Source organism: Rhizobium sp. 3T7, assembly GCF_020166565.1.
Lineage (GTDB): Bacteria > Pseudomonadota > Alphaproteobacteria > Rhizobiales > Rhizobiaceae > Rhizobium.
Genome location: NZ_JAIQXS010000004.1, coordinates 39,490 through 58,412 on the forward strand (window position 1 = coordinate 39,490; position 18,923 = coordinate 58,412).

The window sequence follows — 18,923 nt, forward strand, 5'->3', positions numbered from 1 at the left end:
TCAGATGACTCCCCGCAGCCGGAGATTCTCGATATCGGGCCCATCCAGCCCCAGCTCATCGCTCAAGACTGCATCCGTATGTTGCCCCAGGGTCGGCGCGACATAGTCCCCGCCCGAAGCAATGCCGCTGAAGCGAACCGGCTGCGGCATGACCTGGAATTCGCCGGCGTTGCGATGCTGCACGGTATGCAACAGCTGGCGGTGCTGCGCATGCGGCGTAGCGAGCGCCTGGGCGAGATCGTAGATCGGCGCGGCCGGGACACCCGCCTCGTCGAGCAGCTGCGTCACCTCCTCCGTCGAGCGGGTGCGCGTCCAAGCCTCGATGATGGCTCGCAGCTCCTCCTGGTGGCCTTGCCGGTCGGGATCCGTCTTGAAGCGGGGATCCTCGGTCAGGCTCGGATTGCCGAGCGCGCGCGCCAGTCGGGCAAAGAGCGCATCGTTGGCAACGGCGATGACAATATAGCCATCGGTCGCCTGATAGGAATCCATCGGCGCACTGATCGGATGTGCGTTGCCGACGCGGCCGGGAGCGCCCTTGCCGCCTGTGATCTGCGACAGCGAGACCATTTGCAGGGACATGATGGAATCGAGCATGGCGACATCGACATGCTGACCCTTGCCGGTCCGATCGCGCTGAAACAGCGCCGCCAGCGCGCCCCAGGAGCCGTAGATGCCGGCGACAACATCGCCGATCGCATCGCCCACGCGGGTCGGCGGCCCATCCGGCCAGCCGGTGACGGTCATGATGCCGCCCATCGCCTGGACGACATGATCGTAGGCGGCACGGTGGGCAAGCGGCCCGTCCTGGCCGAAGCCGGAAATACTGACATAGATGAGGCACGGATTGAGTGCTTTTACGGCCTCGTAGTCGATGCCCAAACGCGCCGTGACGCCCGGCCGGAAATTCTCGACGAGAATATCGGCCTGCTTGATCAATCCGAGCAGCAGTTCGCGACCCTCATCCGATTTCAGATCGAGCGTGACGCTCTTCTTGCCGCGATTGACCAACATGAAATAGCTGCTCTCGCCGCCAATATGCGGGGAGAAGGCGCGAGAATCGTCGCCATGATCGGGGATTTCGATCTTAGTCACCGTTGCGCCGAGATCGCCGAGCATGGCGGAGCACAGTGGCCCCGCAAGCACGCGCGCCAGATCCAGCACCTTTATTCCATCCAGCGGCCGTACGGCCTGCGTTGCGTCGGTCACGAAAGTCTCCAAGCTCTTAAATGTCGACTGCGAGGGCACGGTCGACGGCCCTCGCGATGGTGCCGTTGTCGATGAGGTCGCGGACGGCCTGCAGTTCCGGATACATGGCACGATCGCTGTCGCGCGGCGGAACGACCTGCCGGATCGCGTCATAGGCCGCACCCGTGCCCTTGCCTGGCCGCAAAGGACGGTGGAATTCCAGTCCCTGGGCGGCGCAGATCAGCTCGATCGTCAAGATATCGGCGAGATTGTCGGCCGCTGTGCGCGCCTGCAATGCGGCGGAGACGCCCATGCTCACATGGTCCTCCTGGCTGGCGCAGGTGGTCACCGTATGGACCGAAGCCGGCGCCGCAAGGCTGCGATTGTCGCCGGCAATTGCGGCGGCCGCATAAGGCGGGATCATGAACCCGGAATTGGCGCCGCTCGCGCCCATGAGGAAAGGCGGCAGCTCGCTGATATGGCCATTGGTCAGGCGGTCAGACCTTGCCTGCGACATGGTGCTCACATGCGCGATTGCGATCGCCAGCACATCCAGCGCGAGCGCCGTTGGCGCGCCATGGCCGTTGCCGCCGGGCAGAGGCACAAGCTCCTCATCTTCGATGACGAAAACGGGGTTGTCGGTCACGGAGTTGATCTCAATGGTCAGGACATCACGGCAATAGGCGAGCGCGTCGCGAACGCCGCCATGAACCTGCGGAATGCAGCGCAGGCTGAGCGCATCCTGAAGGCGATGATCGCGGTGCTTCGCCAGTACCTCGCTATCCGACAACAGGCTTCGCAGCCGGCTCGCCGTCTCGGCCTGTCCGGGATGCGGCCGCATCCGCTGAAGGCGCTCGTCATAGCCCCGGCTGTTGCCTTTCAGCGCTTCCAGGCTCATGGCGCCGGCGACATCGGCAATCGCCACCAACTGCTCAGCCTGATGGACGGCGAGTGCGCCGATGCCGGTAATTTCATAGGTGCCGCTGATCAGCGCATGCCCTTCGCGCGGACCGGGCGCCTTGATGGCAATGCCGGCGCGGGTCATCGCCTCGCGTCCCGAAAGCAGCTCGCCTTCGTACCAGGCGCGTCCCTCGCCGAAAATGACGAGACCGATATGCGAGGTGGCGATCAGATAACCGACCGAACCTTTCGCAGGCGACCAGGGGATGACGCCGCGGTTGAGCATCTCGCTCATGGTCTCGACAAGCCTGGCGCTGACGCCGCTGCAGCCCTGCAAGAGCGCCTTGATCATCGTCGCCATGATGGCGCGCACGGCCGGCGGATCAAGCGGCGTGCCCATGCCGCTCGCGTGGCTGAGCAGCATATTGAGCTGCGCACGGGAAATATCCTCGGGCTGAAGCTTCACGGTGTAGAGGTCGCCGACTCCCGTCGTCAGGCCATATATCGGCCTGTTTGCCTCAATGGCTTGGAGCAGAAGAGTCTGAACTTTGCTCATGCCGTCTACTGCCTCGGGGCAAAGGGTCACTCTTGCTCCGGCGGCGATGTCCGCGATATCCTGGATCGTGGTCGGCGACGCGCCGAGCCGAACGGTCGCGGAGTTCTGTGAACGTTTGTTGCTGTGTGGCATTTCCGGTTTCCTTGGGCGGACGCCGGCTTTCCCCGTCTGGAGACAAGCGGCCTCTCTTCTTCCCTCTGTCCAGGTGCCGGCGGCCGAACATGGCTCGGCCGCCGTGATATCGATTAATTCAGTTTGTTCTTCGCCAGCCAATCGCCGGCAACGGTGTCGAAGCGTTCCTGATTGGCGAGGCGGCCGTTCATCTCGATCAGGTCCTCGGTCGTCAGCGCGGCGGAGACGGCATTGAGCGTCGCGGTGACCTTGTCGCTGACCTTGCTAGTGGCGATTATCGGCAGGATGTTCTGCGCCGGGAACAGGTTCTTCGTATCCTTCAGCGCGACGAGCTTGCTCGCCTTCATCGCCGGATCGGTCGAGGTCATATCAGCGGCATGAACCTGACCGTTGATCAGAGCCGAAAGGGTCAGCGGACCGGCCACGTCAAGTGTTTTGAAATCCTTGAATACCAGGCCATAGACGTCCTTCAGACCGACGACGCCTTCCTTGCGCGTCTTCCATTCCGGCGGACCGCCGAGGATGAATTCGCCGGCGACCGGCTTCAGATCCTCGATCGATGTCAGGGAGTATTTCTTGGCGGTTTCTTCGGTGACGGCAAGCACGTCCGAATCCTGGGCATCGGATGCGGTCAGCATCGACACGCCCTTCGGCAGCACCTTGCCGAGCGCCTCGACGACATCCTTCGGGGCATGCGCGGTCGCGCTCTTGTCGAGGTAGCTCAGCGTCGCGCCGGCATATTCGGGAAGAAGATCGATCGAGCCGTCGAGCAGCGCCGGCATGTAGACTTCACGGCTGCCGATATTGAGCTTCGTGTCCACCTTCATGCCCTTGGCAGCGAGCGCCAGGGCATAGATCTTGGCAAGAAGCTGGCTTTCCGGGAAGTCCGCGGATCCGACGATGATCGTATCGGCATCCGAGCGTGGCGTGCTCGAGGACAAGGGGTCTTCAGCCCGCGCGAGCGGAGCGACCGTGAAAAGGGCAGAAATGGCAATAGCGCCGATTGCAAGCATGTTTCGCTTTATCATCATCGTTCTTCCTAGCTGTTCCGTTGTTTTTCGTTTGCAAGCTGGCGTCGGATGGCGACGCCTTTCACAGTCCGGCGCGTCAAGCCGGGCGAGACTGCGATCCTGGATGCGAGGCCGAAGAACAGGTCGACGATCAGGGCGAGAACACCCACGAGAACGGCGCCAGCGGCCATCTGCATGTAGTCGTTTTGGGCGCGGCCATCGATGATGAGCCGGCCGAGGCCACCAAGCGAGACGTAGGCAGCGATTGTCGCTGTCGAAATCACCTGCAAGGCCGCACTGCGGAAGCCCGAAAAGATCAGCGGCAATGCACAGGGAAACTCGACGGTAAGCAGCAAGGCGAGTGGTCTGTATCCCATGCCTCTGGCCGCATCGACAGCCGCCGGATCCACCGAGGCGATCCCTGAATAGGCGCCCATCATGATCGGCGGCACCGCAATCAGCACCAGGACGGCGATGCTTGGTACCAGATAGGCCAGGTCCGTTTTGAAATAGGGTCCGACGAGGATGACGAGCAGGACGATCAGGCCGAGGCTCGGCAAAGCGCGCGTGGCGTTCGCAAGCCCGGCGATCAGGAATGTCCCCTTGCCGGTATGCCCGACATAGAGGCCGGCAGGCAGGCCGATGAGCGCCGCGATGAAAAGAGAGATGAAACTATATTCCAGATGCTGGGCGAGAAGGTTCGGGATGCCCTCCGAACCGTGCCACTGCGCTGGGTTGAGAAACCATTCGATCATGAGCTCACACCTTTCTCGGCAGCCAGGGCGTCAGCCAACGATTGAGGTGGATCACCAGACCGTCGAGGACGACGGCAAGCAACAGGCAAAGCACGATGCCGGCGATCAGCGGCGTGACGAACCGAAGCTGAAGACCTTGCGTGAAAAGCAGGCCGAGCTGCGGCGTCCCGATCAATGCCGCGACGGAGACGATGCTGACATTGGACACGAGCGCGACGCGCAGGCCCGCCGCGATTACAGGCACGGCAATCGGCAACTCGACCATGAAAAACCGCTGGAAAGACCGATATCCCATGGCGGTGGCTGCTTGCAGCGTATCCGGGGGCACGGCGCCAAGGCCGTCGCTGACGGTGCGGACAAGCAGGGCAAGGGAGTAGACCGTCAGCGCCACGACCACGTTGAGCGGATCGAGGATCTTCGTGTGGAGCACCAGAGGCAGAAGAACGAAGAGCGCGAGCGACGGGATGGTGTAGAGCAGACCGGCAACGCCAAGGATCGCCGATTTGAACAGCCCGCTCTTATGCGCCAGCCATCCAAGCGGCAGCGAAAGGATGAGGGCGGCGATGACGGGAATGACGGAAAGACCGACATGCCACAAGAACAGGTTGGCAATGTTCCCGGACTCACGCAGCAGCCAGTCAAACCGCATGGTCCGCTCCCTTCACCGGAGCCGCCGGATCTTCCGATCCGTCGAGCAGCGCAACCAGATCCGCAACCCCGATGGAGCCCATCAGCTGGCCCTTGTCGTCGACGACGACACCGCGGCGGCTGGGCGAGCTCAAAGCCGCGTCTAGAAGCTGTCGTAGCGAGCCGTCAGCCGAAGCGAGCGTGCCGCTGAGATTGAGGTCGCCCATCCGGACTGGTCCCTGCAGGCTTGCCGGTTCCGTCCAGCCAAGCGGCTCTCCGCGCTCGTTGGTGACAAGCAGCCACCGATCCTTGGTAGCACCTCGCGCTGCTTCCGGCGTATCGCCGAGGCGCACGGTCGGCTCGGTCTTGACAGCCAGCCGTCCATTGGCGCCGACAAAACCCAGGAAACGATAGCCTCGGTCGCGGCCAACGAAATTGGCGACGAAGGCATCGGCCGGTTTCGTCAGCAGCTCCTGCGGCGTCGCGATCTGCGCGAGCTCGCCGCCGACGCGCAGGACGGCGACCTGGTCGCCGAGCTTCAGCGCCTCGTCGATATCGTGGGTGACCATGATGATGGTCTTGCCCATTTCTCGCTGAAGACGCAGGAACTCGTCCTGAAGCTGTGTGCGGACGATGGGATCGACCGCGCTGAAGGGCTCGTCCATCAGCATGAACTTGGGATTGGACGCCAAGGCGCGCGCCACGCCGACGCGCTGCTGCTGGCCGCCCGAAAGCTGCCAGGGATAACGATGCGCAAAGCTTTCCGAGAGACCGACACGCTCGAGCAGTTCAAGGGCGATAGCGCGGGCCTGGTTCTTCGGCATGCCGTTCAGGCGGGCGGTCGTCGCGACATTGTCGATGATCGTCCGGTGCGGGAAGAGGCCGGCATGCTGGATGACATAGCCGATCCGACGCCGAAGCACCGCTTCGTCCATCCGCGATGTCGGTTCGTCGCCCAGCCGGATCGTGCCAGAGCTCGGAGCCACGAGGCGATTGATCATGCGCAGCGATGTCGTCTTGCCGCATCCGGACGGCCCGACAAGCACCGTCAATTTACCGGTCGGCGCCGTGAACGACAGTTCGTTCACCGCCACAACATCGCCGTGATAGCGCTTCGTCACATTTTCGAAAGTGATCAACCTAGCTCACCATACCTATATGTACCTGTATATATAGGTTACATAAAAGCGAGGGGCGCGCAACCGGGCAAGACCAGTTTTTAGCCTTCATGCTGTATTGCACATAAAATGTGCGATTGGAGGGTGGGGCGTCTAAAGACGCGCCACAAGCTGGATCAAATGCGCTACCACGGACGCGAGGTCTCCCCGGTCGATGCACCGATTCTTGGATTTGGGTGGCCAGCAGCGCTCATTCCGAGATCAAAGCTTCCGCCTTCGCGCCGGTCATCAGCGGCTATCTTGAGTGATGAAAGTATGGCGGGTCCCCGGATGGATGAAACGTGTGAATGTTGTGACATCATCACCGACCCAAGTCTTTCTCGTGACAACAAGGCAAGGATCACTCTCGTTGAGTTCGAGAAGTTGTGCTTCTCTGGCAGTTGGAAGGACGGCCTGAATTTCGTTCTCCGTGCGCGTTGGAAGCGCGATCGACTGGAGATAATCTGTCGTGGAATAACTGGTGAAGTTCTGGTTGAGATAGCCGGGAGCGAAGCCAGGAGATACAAATCGGTCTTCTAGTTGCACCGGGCTGCCGTTTGCACAGTAGACGATAAGCGAGTGGAAGACGGGAACGCGAGCTCTTGTTCCCATTCGCTGGGCAATGTCGGGCGGGACACTTGTCTGCTCGACGGCGTGCACGCGAATCGATAGAACTTCTCCGCGGTTTCGTATGTCGTCCGCAATGTTGTGCAATAGCACGAAAGTAGACGAAGCTCGGGGCGGAGCAACAAACGTTCCAACGCCGGCAATCCGCTGCAGCACGCCGCTGACGGTCAGCTCACGCAGCGCGCGATTGGCGGTCAATCGAGATGATCCCAACTCGGCGGCAAGCTGGTTTTCGCTTGGTATTTTCGCGCCGGGGCGGAATGTGCCATCCGCGATTCTCTCTAGCACATGGAGTTTGATTTGTTCGTATAAAGGCTGCGGCTGCGAGAGCATGCAATCTCCATGTCAAAATTCAGGGCGAGCGCTGACGCCAGCGAGTTCTCTTCTTTTTCGCTGACAATGCAACCTTATAGCACGCGAACTTGTATAGGCGATGGCTCTTGGAGAGAGACCCAATGACGACCGCCCCTCGATTGTTGAAGGCTACCCCTGCAAAAGGAGTTGTATGAGCGCTTCCGTGTTGGGCGCGTCGTACTTCCGGGGCAAACGCGTCCGATAAGCATCAGCCGTAACACTGCCGTCACGCCCGCGGCGAAGTAAGTCTTAATTTTCAAGTAATGGCGCGCCCGTCGGCGCGCTTTCGCTGTGGACAACACCTGAACCTGTAAGACCTGATAGCAAATTTTCTTTACTGGTTGTAAATGCGGAGGAAGTCGCGACCGAACCTATCCGCGGCTCTCAACCTTTATCGCCTGCGTCTCGCCGATGCGATCTGTCCAGCAGGTTGAATGAGCGAGCTCTTCGATCAAGGCGATCGTGAACCTTGCTCTGCCCGTAAATATGGTGATGTCAGATTAACTTTCCTTGAAGGCGTTCGCAATTAGCTCGCCGCCATGAACCTGAATCCTGTCAGCTACAAACGGCATCGCTTTGCGCCCTCTTTGATCGCCCATGCGGTCTGGCTCTACACCCGATTTCCGCTGAGCTTGCGACTGGTCGAAGAAATGCTGCTAGAGCGCGGCATCGTGGTTTCCTATGAGACGATCCGGTGTTGGGCGAGGAAGTTCGGCCCGGATTATGCGCGCCGCTGGCGGCGGAAGGCGCCAAGCCCAGATGATGTGTGGCATCTGGACGAGGTGGTCGTGACGATCGGCGGACGCAAACACTGGCTCTGGCGCGCCGTCGATCAGGACGGCTACGTTCTCGACGAGATCGTCCAGACCCGCCGCAACACCAAGGCTGCCAAGCGTCTGCTAACGCGGTTGATGAAGAAGCAGGGATGTCTGCCGAAGCGGATCGTCACCGACAAGCTTCGCTCTTATGGCGCAGCACGGCGGCATGTGATGCCCACCGTCGAGCATCGATCACACAAGGGGCTGAACAACCGCGCCGAAAACTCGCATCTTCCTCTGCGGAAACGGGAGCGGATCATGCAGCGATTTCGCTCGCCGGGTTCGCTGCAACGTTTCGTCAGTGTGTTCTCCGCGATCGGAAATTTCTTCGTCCCGGCACGCTCCAACCACTCTGCCATCGCTGTTCATCTGCATCGTCTCACGGCGATGGCGCATTGGAAGGCGGTCACCGCGACAGCAGCCTGATCCAACCAGCATTCCGAAAGCTCACTTGATCGAGTTAACCTGACATCACCCTGCCGTGCCATGTCGATAAATAGCTGCGGGAACACGTAGACCTGCTGCCGTTGACCCCACGGTTCCTAGCTTGCCCGGTTAATCGATAGGAAATCGCGTATGCTGGTGGCAGTCGCGCATGCGTTCACGGAAGGCTATCAGTTGACACTATGCTTACAATATCCTGTGCCGCTTTCGCAGAGAAATCCTTCCTCATCTCCAGCCGGATCACCCCCTGACGTGGCGCCGACAGGTTCATGCTCCCCAGCGCGATGGGTGGGTCTTCGCTATTAGGTATCATCGGTTCGACGGGGGAACCTGACAGGCCTAAGCCCCTTGCTAGTTCCTCAACGGTAATCCCGAGCATCGTCGCTAGGGTAAGGGCTTTTGATAGTTGTGGGTCCTGCATTTCTTCGCCTGCGATGAAACGGCTTACGGTGAGTTCTCATTTGTTCAGCTTTTTCCTGCCGTTTCTGCATTGCTCAGCCACGACAAAAATTGACCATTTGGTCAGTTTTTAGCCCCTTGCCGCGACATGGCAAAATGTGGATCTGAAAATAAACAGCAAATTCAATGCGATCACCACATGGCATGCTACTTGCCTATTGCCTGATGATGCCACCAACGCCATCAGGGGAACGACATGACAGACAAGACTTCCTTGCAGGACAAGACCGTATTCGCCAGCGCGACGGAGGTGTCCCGCCGTACGCTGCTGGGCAGCGCCGCAGCCGGTGCCGCGGCTGCAGCCTTCGGCAATTTCACGATCTTCTCTCGCCAGGCGCAGGCCGCCGAGCCGCTGCGCGTTCTGTGCTGGCCGGGTTATGAGGAGAAGGACGTCATCGCCGAGTTCGAGGACCTCCACAAGACCAAGGTGGAGTTCAAGATCTATATCGGCGGCGAGCAGATGCTGCAGTTCTTCGCCCAGACCGCGCCTGGCACGTTCGACGCGATCATCTCGGATGCCGAATATGTCCAGAAGCTGAAGGCCAACAGGGCGATCGAGGCCTACAAGACCGACGGCATTCCGGAACTTGCCAACTACCACCCGAAGTTCCGCGACTTCGCGCCGACCAAGGGTGAGACCGCCGGCACCGTCTACGGCATTCCGACCCGCTTCTCCTTCTACGGTATTTCCTACAATACCGACGAGATGTCGGCGGAACAGGCAGCCGACTGGAACTCGCTGCTCGACCCGAAATTCGCTGGCAAGATCGGCATGTTCGACTGGTACCTGCCGAACCTCGGCAATGCCAGCCTGGCAGTGAATCCCGGCAATCAGACGCCTTACGCGATCACCGACGACCAGCTGAAGAAGGTCAAGGAATTCCTGACGAAGCTGCGCCCGCAGATCGGCATGTTCGGCTCCTCCAACCAGCCGATCGCCCAGGCAATGCTCGCCGGCGACATCGTCGCCTCGCCGACCGGCGACCTCGATATCGACCTGAAGCTTGCCGGTTACGACAATTTCTCCTCGACGATCCCCAAGCAGGGCGGCATCCGCTGGCAGGAAGTGGCTTGCGTATGCTCGGCTTCCAAGAACAAGGACCTCGCCATAGAATGGGTCAAGTACATGACCTTGCCCAAGGTGCAGTCCAAGCTCGTCTATACCAAGGCCTTCAAGGCGCGCGGCCCGAACATGAAGATCGTCGATTACTGGGACGACGACCAGAAGAAGCTGCTCTCGTACGTTCCGGACCCGGCCAACCCCGGCAAGATGCTGATCGAAACGCTAGTCGACCGCTCTATGCCGCGTGGCCTGCCCGCGAACCAGCCGGAACAGGCCTGGATCGACATCTTCAACGAGTTCAAGACGGCTTGAGCCGGTTGCCAGGTGGCGGGGCCCTCTCCTCCCCGTCATCCCGGCCTTGAGCCGGGATGACGGGGAAATGGCGCTGCCCGAAGACTCCGCCGAACTGCTGAGAACGTCACGTCCCAATCCTCGCGGGCGTTGGCAAACATCCAATTTGGGTATGACAATGACGACCACGCCTCCAGACCTCGAACTTCTCGCGATCACCAAGAGCTTCGACAGCTTCAAGGCGGTCGACAGCATCAACCTGAAGGTCGGCCGCGGCGAGTTCGTGGCGATCATGGGGCCGTCCGGCTGCGGCAAGACCACGCTTCTGCGCATCCTCGCGGGGCTGGAGACGGCAACTTCGGGCCAATTGCATATCCGCGGCCGCGATGTTTCCGATGTGCCGGTCAATCTGCGTTCCACCCGGCTGGTCTGGCAGAATTATGCACTTTTCCCGCATCTGGATGTCGCCGGCAATATCGCCTTCGGCCTGACGCTGAAACCGCATGACAAGGCCGTCGTCGCCGGCAAGGTGAAGGCCATGGCTGAGCTCGTCGGCCTGTCCGACCTGATGAACCGCCGCATCAGCCAGCTTTCCGGCGGCCAGAAACAGCGCGTGGCGCTGGCTCGCGCGCTCGTTACCGAACCCGAGATCTTGCTGCTCGACGAACCGCTGTCGGCGCTCGACGCGCACCTGCGGATCCGCATGCAGGGGGAACTGCGCCGTATCCAGCAGCAGCTCGGCATGGCCTTCATCTATGTCACCCACAACCAGGTCGAGGCCTTTTCCATGGCCGACCGGGTGGTTGTCATGAACAAGGGCAGGATCGAGCAGATCGACAGCCCCGAGGAAATGTATGCCCGGCCGAAGACGGATTTCGTCGCCCGTTTCGTCGGCACCAACAATCTCTTCGCCGGCCGCATCCAGGAGGTCGGGCAGGATCGTGTCATCGTCCATTGCGGCCACGGACAGGTGGTCGTCGCGACCGACGATCCACCGCCGGTCGGCGCCTCCGTTTTCGTGGTGGTGCAGGCCGACAAGCTGACGCCCGCCCCCACCGGTGTCGCCGGTGACAACCGGCTCGACGCGACCCTGCGCGGCCGCGAGTATGCCGGCTCCCACAATGTCTACCTGCTCGATCTGATCGACGGCACCGAAGTGAAAATGACCGTGCCACAGGTCCTGCCCGTCGAGATCAACCGGCCGGCGTCTGCCTGGTTTTCGCCCGAACACGCCTCGCTGATCCGCGGGGCCGCATGACGGATATGGCTTCATCTCAAAAGCGGCTGAAGACGCCGAATGACAGTCCGTTGAAAATCCTGTTCCTGGCGCCGCTCGGCCTGTGGCTGGCCGTGCTTTTCCTGCTGCCGCTTGCCTTCCTGCTGTGGATCGGTTTCTGGCGGGTAGAGAATTTTCAGGCCATCCCGGATTTCTCCCTCCGCAATTACACCGAGATCTTCGCAAGTTTCTTCTCCAAGTCGCGTTACGGCCTGGCGCTCGTCCAGTCGCTCTGGGTGGCGTTCACGACCGCCGTTTTCGCCACCGTGCTGTCCTACCTCGTGGCACTGTCGATCGCCTTTGCGGTGCCGGCTCGCTGGCAGCGGCTGGCGCTGCTCTTCGCCATCGCCCCGTTCTGGTCGAGCTACGTGCTGCGGCTTTATTCCTGGCAGACCATCCTGTCGCGCAACGGGGTGATCAATTCGATCTTCAAGCAGGTCGGACTTTCCGATTACCGGATCGACATCATCTATACCCAGATCGCCACCCGCATCGGCCTCATCCACTATCTGGCGCCGATCCTGATCGTCATCCTCTATGTCAGCATCCTCGCGATCGATCGGGTGCTGATCGAGGCGGCGCGGGAACTGGGCTGCACCCGCTGGCAGGCCTTCACCCGGGTCATCCTGCCGCTTTCCCGATTTGGCCTGATGACGGCGGCAAGCTTTGCGGTGATCGTTTCGCTCGGCGATGCGCTTTCCGGCAATCTCCTGGGCGGCGGGGCCGGCACCTCAATTATCGGCAAATTGCCCACCTATGCCTCGATGATCATGTCGGACTATTCGAGTTCCACCAACCTGCCGCGGACCTCAGCGCTCGCAACCGTCCTGATCGCCGTCATGGTTCTCGCCCTGGCACTCGGCTTCGTCGCCGCCGACCGGGCCCGCCGGAGGACGTCCTGATGTCTGCAAGCTCGCGCCGCAATCCCTGGATCCTGGCCGGCCGCCTGTGGCTTGGCCTCGCTTATGCCTTCATGTTCCTGCCGCTTGTCGTGCTGGTGCTGTTCTCCTTCCAGAAGAACCGTTTTCCCGGCTTTCCGTTGCAGGGCTTCACGCTGCAATGGTACGACAAGCTGTTTTCCGACGGAACGTTGCTGAAGGCGCTTGGCAATACGATGATCGTTTCGCCGGCGGCCGCCACGATCGCCGCGGTGATCGCGTTTTTCGCCGCCTATGCCTTCAACCGCTTCACCTTCCGCGGCAAGACCACGTTCCTGGCGCTCGTCACCTTGCCGATCCTCATCCCGCCGCTGATCCTCGGCGTCGGTTTCCTCGGTCTGCTTGCCCGCCTGCATCTGTCGGGCACGCTGTTTGCGGTCTTCCTCGCCCATGTGGTGCTGATCACCGCACCGGCGCTCGCCATCATCCAGCTCCGCCTCGCCCAGATGCCGGCAGCACTGGAAGAGGCCGCCTGGGATCTCGGCGCCACCGAATGGCAGGCGGTCACCAAGGTCGTTTTGCCTTTTGCGCTGCCCGGCATCTTTGGCGCCTGGCTGCTCGCGTTCACCTTTTCCTTCGACGAATTCATCATCGCCTGGTTCGTGTCCGGCTTTCAGCCGACGCTGCCGGTCGCGATCTATTCCGTCCTCGTTGCCGCCATCGACCCGTCGCTGAATGCCATCGGCACCATCGTCTTCGGCATTTCCTGCCTTGTCCTGATCGGCCTCGAACTCGTGCTGTTGCCGCTTCTGGTCGGCAGGCCCGACAAGAATTCCTGAGCCAATCCCGAGCATTGAACATGAAGCTTCTCTTCAAGAACGCCACCATCCTCGCCATGGACAAGACCCATGGCACGACGCCGTTTTCGGGCGATCTTCTGGTCGACGGTGACCACATCGCGGAGATCGGCAGGGACCTGCCCACTGCGGCCGACGTACGGGTGATCGACGCGACGGACCGGCTGATCATGCCGGGCCTCGTCAACGCCCACCTGCATTCCTCCGAAACCTTCTTCAAGGGGCGATACCAGGGCACGCCGCTCGAAGTGTGGATGCTCTATTCTTATCCGATCCTGATGAAGGGACCGATCCCCGAACGGCTGCTCTATCTGCGCAGCCTGCTCACCGCGATGGAGTCGCTGAAGGCCGGCGTCACCACGCTGGTCGACGATTTCTTCGATCCGCCTGGCTTCGAGATCTCCCGTCTCGCCCGTGTCTTCGATGCCTATGTAGATGCCGGCATCCGCGCCAACGCCTCGCATTGCGTGATCGACCGCCACGTTTTCGACACCATGCCTTACCTCCGGGAGATCATGCCCGGCGCGTTGCAGGACGAGGTCGAAGGCCCGTCGATCACCACCGCCGACTACATGGCCTATTGCGCCGATGTCTTCGCCTCACAACACGGCCGAGCCGGCCGGCTCGGCTTCATGGTCTCGGCCTCGGCGCCGCAGCGCTGCTCGGTGGAGATGATGCAGGCCTGCGTCGCACTCGCCAAGGACAAGGGCGTGCCTTACCACACGCATGTGCTGGAAACGAAAACCCAGGCCGTCACCGGACCGGAATTCTATGGCCGCAGCCTGATCCGCTACATGAAGGATATCGGCGTTCTGACCGCCAACACCACCATTGCCCATTCGATCTGGGTCAGTGACGCGGATATGGCGATGATGGGTGAAGCCGGCTGCTCGGTCGCCCACAATGCCGTGTCCAACCTGAAGCTCGGCTCGGGCATCGCGCCGGTCCGTCGGCTGCTTGATGCCGACGTGCACGTCGGGCTCGGCACCGATGGCCTGTCCAGCAACGATACCGCCCGCATCTTCGACGTGATGCGTTTCGCGGCCCTGTTGCACGATATTGCTGCGCCCGATACCGAGCGCTGGATGACGGCGGCCGAGGTGCTGCGCGCAGCGACGATCGGCGGCGCCCGCACCGCCATGCTCGACACGGTCACCGGATCTCTGGAAGTCGGCAAACGCGCCGACCTGATCATGCTCGACGTAACAGGCTACGACTACATGCCGATGAACAGGCTCGACCATCATCTTGTCTTTTGCGAAAACGGCGCGAACATCCGCCTGGTGGTGGTGAACGGCGAGATCGTCGTGGAAGACAACAGGCTCACCACCGTCAACGAGGTGGAAATCTTCGCCGAACTGCGCGAGCTCCTGCCGGCCTATATTGCGGAGCATGAAGAGCTCGAACGGCTGAACGCCCGTTTCGAGCCCTATATGCGGGAAATGTACCGCCGCGCGACGATCCAGGACATCGGCATGAACCGTTACCAGGGTGATCTGCCGCTCTGGCCCGGCGTCAATCGTCGCGAGGGCTGAGGGATGTCGGTCTTTCTCCCCGCCCAGGTCATTCGTGCCAAACGTAGTGGCGAAGCTCTGTCTGGGGCCGAGATCCGCCGTTTCGTCGAGGGCATCGGTGCCGGCGAGGTCTCCGAGCCACAGATCGCCGCCTTCACCATGGCCTGCTTCCTGAATGGCATGGCGCCGGAAGAGACCGCCGCGCTGACGCTTGCTATGCGCGATTCCGGCGAGGTGGTCGACTGGGCCGATAGCGGCATCGATCCCCGCACCATCATCGAGAAACATTCGAGTGGCGGCACCGGCGACGAAAAAGTCAGCCTGATCCTTGCGCCACTTGTCGCCGCCTGCGGCATCCACATGCCGATGATTTCCGCCCGCGGACTTGGGCATACCGGTGGCGAAGTGGATCTGATGGAAGCGATGCCGGGCGTTGCCATCGCCCCGTCGACCGACGTTTTCCGTCAGGCCGTGCTGGATGCGGGCGCGGCGATCATCGGCCCGACACCAAAACTGGCACCGGCCGATGCAGCCATCTATTACGTGCGCGACGTCACCGCGACGGTGGAATCGATCCCGCTGATCACCGCCTCGATCCTATCGAAGAAACTGGCATCCGGCGTCTCCGGACTTGTCATGAGCGTCAACTACGGCTCCGGCGCCTTCATGCCCACCTATTCGGATGCCGAGGAACTGGCAAAAAGCCTGATCTCGGTTGCCCGTATCGCCGGCCTGCCAATGATCGCACCGATCGTCGAGATGGACGAGGTGATGGGAGACGCAATCGGCAGCCGCCTGCAGCTGAAGGAAACGATCGATTTCCTTGCCGGCCGCAGCCAGGAACCCCGCATGCGGAAGCTGGTCATGGATCTCTCCGCCGAGATCCTCGTCATGGCCGGGATTGCCGTATCTATCGGTGAGGCGGAGGTCTTGCTGGAAGCGCGCCTCGCCGATGGTTCTGCGCTCAAGCATTTCGGCCGCATGGTCGCCGCGCTCGGCGGCCCGGGCGATCTCGCCGAAAACGTGGATGCCTATTTCCCGCCGGCGCCGTTTATTGCCTCCGTCCCCTCGCCTCTCTCCGGTTTCGTCCACAAGGTCGATGCCTATCGGGTGGGGCTCGTCATGGTCGGTCTTGGCGCCGGCCGGAAGATCGCCAGCGACGCACTTGACCACGACGTCGGCCTGACCGGCATCGTGCATGTCGGCGAGCGGGTCGCCGAGGGCGAACCGCTCTGTATCCTGCATTGCCGGTCGGAAGTCGCCTTTGCCGCGGCATCAGAGGCGATCACCGCCGCCATCCTCATCGGCCCAGACCAGCCCAAACGCCGGCCGGTCGTCACCGGCCGCCTGTCCACATCCGACTGAAAGAATTTCAAGCCATGCCCTTTGCCCAGGACCACGCAATCACCGACATCTGCATTCTCGTCAAGGACACCCAGCGCTCGATCGATTTTTACGTCGGCAAGCTCGGTTTCGAGCTCAACCGCCGCGCCGAAGGGTTTGCAGAGTTCAACGGCGCGGGCCTGAGGCTTGCCTGCTGGGAGATCGACCATCTGAGCGACAATACCGGCGTGTCGAATGCCAAGGCGGCAGGACCACACAAGGCCTGTATCGCCGTCCGTGTCCCCTCGCCGCAGGTGGTGGATGAAGCCTATGCCGAGCTCAAGGAAAAGGGTGTGCCCTTTTACGGCGAGCCGGCCGATTATGTCTGGAACGCCCGCGGCGCCTATTTTTCAGGCCCGGACGACGAGCTTTGGGAAATCTATGCCTGGAAGGAAGGCGGCTCGATGGGCAATTTCTGAGCCGCCATCCCTCTTGTCCTTACGTCGCCGATGCTTCGACCGGCGCGTAACGCCAGGGCTCGACAGTTGGCGGCCGGCCTTCGATCGACAGGCTTGCTGTGCGCGGCTGCGTTTCGGCGATCACCTTGCCGCGGCGCACGACTGCCAGTCGGTTCGGCTTCATTCGCACTGCCTCGATCGCGTCGCGGGCTTCGAGCAGCACGAAATCGGCGTTGCAGCCGGGGTTCAGACCGTAACCCTCGAGACGAAAGGTCTTTGCCGGATTTTCGGTGATCGCCCGGAAGCAAGCCTTCACCGCGTCGCGGCTCGTCATATGGCCGGTATGGACAGCCATATGTGCCACTTCCAGCATGTCGGCGCTGCCGAAGGAATACCAGGGGTCCATGCAACTGTCCTGGCCGAAGGCGACATTGACGCCGATCGCCATCAGTTCCGGCACGCGCATCATGCCGCGCCGCTTCGGATAGGTGTCGTGGCGGCCCTGCAGCACGATATTGGCGAGCGGGTTCGGCACGCAATGGATCTCGGCTTCAGCGATCAGCGGCAGCAGCTTGGAGACGTAATAATTGTCCATCGAATGCATGGAGGTGAGGTGCGAACCGGCGACCCTGCCTTTCAGGCCAAGCCGCTGCGTCTCATAGGCAAGGCTTTCGATATGTCGCGACATGGGATCGTCGGTTTCGTCGCAATGCAGGTCGACCATCAGGCCACGTTCGGCGGCGATCTCGCAAAGCGCCTGCACCGACAGGCGTCCATCCTCCATCGTGCGTTCGAAATGTGGAATGCCGCCAACCACGTCGACGCCCATGTCGAGCGCGCGGATGAGGTTCGTGGCAGCGGTCGGGGAGCGATAGAAACCGTCCTGCGGGAAGGCAACGAGCTGCAGGTCGAGGTAATCCTTCACCAGGTCGCGCACTTCGAGCAGCGCCTCGACGCCGACCAGCCGGTCGTCGCAAACGTCCACGTGGCTGCGGACGGCCAGCAATCCCTGCGAGACGGCGAGGTCGCAATAGCGCAGCGCCCGCTCGATCACCGCATCCTTGGTGAGAAGCGGCTTCAGTTCGCCCCAGAGCTGGATGCCTTCAAGCAGCGTGCCGGACCGGTTGAGCCTCGGCGTACCGAGCGACAGGGTGGCATCCATGTGGAAATGGATATCGATGAAGGGGGCGGTCACCAGCTTGCCGCCGGCATCGATGACGCGGCCGGCTTCCGCCGTGATGCCGCTTTCGACGGCTGCGATCTTGCCGCCGGAAACGGCGATGTCGATGCCGGTCCGGTCATCGGGTAGGTTGGCGTTCTTGATGAGAAGGTCGAAGGTCATCGGTCGGCTCCGGACATGTTGCGGATGTCTCTTCCCTGGGCGCCGATGCCGCTGCTGGACCGGTCATTGTTATTGCCGCAGAGTAGATGTAACCTGACCAAGTCGTCAATTTTTTAGATGCCACCCGCCACCGAAAAACATGCGGATGGCAGGAAAGCTATCAAGCGCATGCCAAAGGCCCGGACAGCGGAAAAGCTGGATGAAAAAATCCGCGCCCGCAATGTCAGACTGATCCTCGATGTTGCAACCGATGTCTTCTCCCGCAAGGGTTTCGACGGTACGCGGATTGCCGAGATCGCCGAGTTGGCGGAGCTGCCGAAGGCCAATATCTACTATTACTTCTCCTCCAAGGAGGAGATTTATTCGGCGATCATTTCCCGGCTGATCACCGGCTGGGACGACGCTCTGTCGAATATTAACGCAGACCGTGCTCCGGCAGACGCGCTGCGGGACTATGTCCGCGCCAAGCTTGATTATACCCGCGACAACCCGCGTGAATCACGGCTTTTCGCGAACGAGATCATCCAGGGCGCCCGTTTCCTGAGCGAAAAGGACCGCGCCCATATGCGCGCGGCAACCGACCGGCACGTGGCCGTGCTCGAGCAATGGATGAAGGATGGCCGCATGACTGCCGTCGACCCGCGGCATTTCTTCATCATGTTGTGGGGCGCGACGCAGTTCTACAGCGATTTCGAACCACTCGCCTGCGATGCGCTCAAGGCCCAGAAGATGTCGGCCAAGGATTACGACATGGCCGCAGAAACGATCGTCAGGACCATCCTCGGCGGCGTCATTCCACCAGCACCGCGGGATAAGCTGTCGCGGCCTCGATCGCACTCTAGAGCGGTTCATGTTTGACGGAAGCGTATCCTGCATTGGCGAAGTAGTTTGCGGGCG

At 61.4% G+C, this 18,923-nt stretch carries 17 protein-coding genes; 9 read left to right on the forward strand and 8 right to left on the reverse strand.

The window, feature by feature from the left end:
- From K9B32_RS07600 to K9B32_RS07630, 7 genes are all read right to left on the reverse strand, one after another.
- Complete coding sequence (locus K9B32_RS07600; protein ID WP_224561340.1) at positions 1–1,206, reverse strand: CaiB/BaiF CoA transferase family protein; 1,206 nt, start codon at positions 1,204–1,206, stop codon at positions 1–3.
- 16 nt (positions 1,207–1,222) lie between these two features.
- A complete protein-coding gene (gene hutH / locus K9B32_RS07605) occupies positions 1,223–2,773 on the reverse strand; it encodes a histidine ammonia-lyase (protein ID WP_224561341.1) in 1,551 nt (516 codons plus the stop codon).
- A gap of 113 nt (positions 2,774–2,886) precedes the next feature.
- A complete protein-coding gene (locus tag K9B32_RS07610; RefSeq protein ID WP_224561342.1) occupies positions 2,887–3,804 on the reverse strand; it encodes an ABC transporter substrate-binding protein in 918 nt (305 codons plus the stop codon).
- Positions 3,805–3,812: 8 nt separating this feature from the next.
- Positions 3,813–4,538, reverse strand: a complete 726-nt coding sequence (locus K9B32_RS07615; protein ID WP_224561343.1) for an ABC transporter permease — start codon at positions 4,536–4,538, stop codon at positions 3,813–3,815.
- Between the two features lie 4 nt (positions 4,539–4,542).
- On the reverse strand, positions 4,543–5,187 hold the full coding sequence (locus tag K9B32_RS07620) for an ABC transporter permease (RefSeq protein ID WP_224561344.1): 645 nt from the start codon (positions 5,185–5,187) through the stop codon (positions 4,543–4,545).
- Positions 5,177–6,304: an ABC transporter ATP-binding protein gene (locus tag K9B32_RS07625; protein ID WP_224561345.1), complete on the reverse strand. Its 1,128-nt coding sequence runs from the start codon at positions 6,302–6,304 to the stop codon at positions 5,177–5,179. The genes K9B32_RS07620 and K9B32_RS07625 overlap by 11 nt, the downstream gene beginning before the upstream one ends.
- Before the next feature lie 267 nt (positions 6,305–6,571).
- The gene (locus K9B32_RS07630) at positions 6,572–7,282 is read right to left on the reverse strand and encodes a UTRA domain-containing protein (RefSeq protein WP_171603240.1); all 711 of its coding nucleotides are present in this window, start codon (positions 7,280–7,282) and stop codon (positions 6,572–6,574) included.
- Positions 7,283–7,842: 560 nt separating this feature from the next.
- On the opposite strand from K9B32_RS07630, the gene K9B32_RS07635 reads away from it, so the two are divergent.
- The 8 genes from K9B32_RS07635 to K9B32_RS07670 all read left to right on the forward strand — a co-directional run bounded on the left by K9B32_RS07635 (position 7,843) and on the right by K9B32_RS07670 (position 16,705).
- Entirely contained in the window at positions 7,843–8,547 is a 705-nt protein-coding gene (locus tag K9B32_RS07635) for an IS6 family transposase (protein WP_224561346.1), read from the forward strand.
- Positions 8,548–9,220: 673 nt separating this feature from the next.
- Positions 9,221–10,399: a PotD/PotF family extracellular solute-binding protein gene (locus K9B32_RS07640; protein WP_224561347.1), complete on the forward strand. Its 1,179-nt coding sequence runs from the start codon at positions 9,221–9,223 to the stop codon at positions 10,397–10,399.
- 157 nt (positions 10,400–10,556) lie between these two features.
- Entirely contained in the window at positions 10,557–11,636 is a 1,080-nt protein-coding gene (locus tag K9B32_RS07645) for an ABC transporter ATP-binding protein (RefSeq protein ID WP_224561348.1), read from the forward strand.
- Positions 11,633–12,556, forward strand: coding sequence for an ABC transporter permease (locus tag K9B32_RS07650; protein WP_224561349.1), 924 nt, complete (start codon positions 11,633–11,635; stop codon positions 12,554–12,556). The genes K9B32_RS07645 and K9B32_RS07650 overlap by 4 nt, the downstream gene beginning before the upstream one ends.
- A complete protein-coding gene (locus tag K9B32_RS07655; protein WP_224561350.1) occupies positions 12,556–13,371 on the forward strand; it encodes an ABC transporter permease in 816 nt (271 codons plus the stop codon). Before K9B32_RS07650 ends, K9B32_RS07655 begins: the two co-directional genes overlap by 1 nt.
- Positions 13,372–13,391: 20 nt before the next feature.
- A complete protein-coding gene (locus K9B32_RS07660) occupies positions 13,392–14,924 on the forward strand; it encodes an amidohydrolase family protein (protein WP_224561351.1) in 1,533 nt (510 codons plus the stop codon).
- Positions 14,925–14,927: 3 nt separating this feature from the next.
- Positions 14,928–16,268 (forward strand): thymidine phosphorylase, encoded by a 1,341-nt coding sequence (locus tag K9B32_RS07665; protein WP_224561352.1) that lies wholly within the window; start codon positions 14,928–14,930, stop codon positions 16,266–16,268.
- 14 nt (positions 16,269–16,282) lie between these two features.
- Positions 16,283–16,705, forward strand: a complete 423-nt coding sequence (locus K9B32_RS07670; RefSeq protein WP_224561353.1) for a VOC family protein — start codon at positions 16,283–16,285, stop codon at positions 16,703–16,705.
- 19 nt (positions 16,706–16,724) lie between these two features.
- Here the strand turns inward: K9B32_RS07670 and K9B32_RS07675 are convergent, their stop codons facing one another.
- Entirely contained in the window at positions 16,725–18,026 is a 1,302-nt protein-coding gene (locus K9B32_RS07675) for an amidohydrolase family protein (protein ID WP_224561354.1), read from the reverse strand.
- A 168-nt stretch (positions 18,027–18,194) separates the two neighbouring features.
- Between K9B32_RS07675 and K9B32_RS07680 the strand changes: the two genes are divergently transcribed.
- Positions 18,195–18,884: a TetR family transcriptional regulator C-terminal domain-containing protein gene (locus K9B32_RS07680; protein WP_224561355.1), complete on the forward strand. Its 690-nt coding sequence runs from the start codon at positions 18,195–18,197 to the stop codon at positions 18,882–18,884.
- Positions 18,885–18,923: the final 39 nt, after the last annotated feature.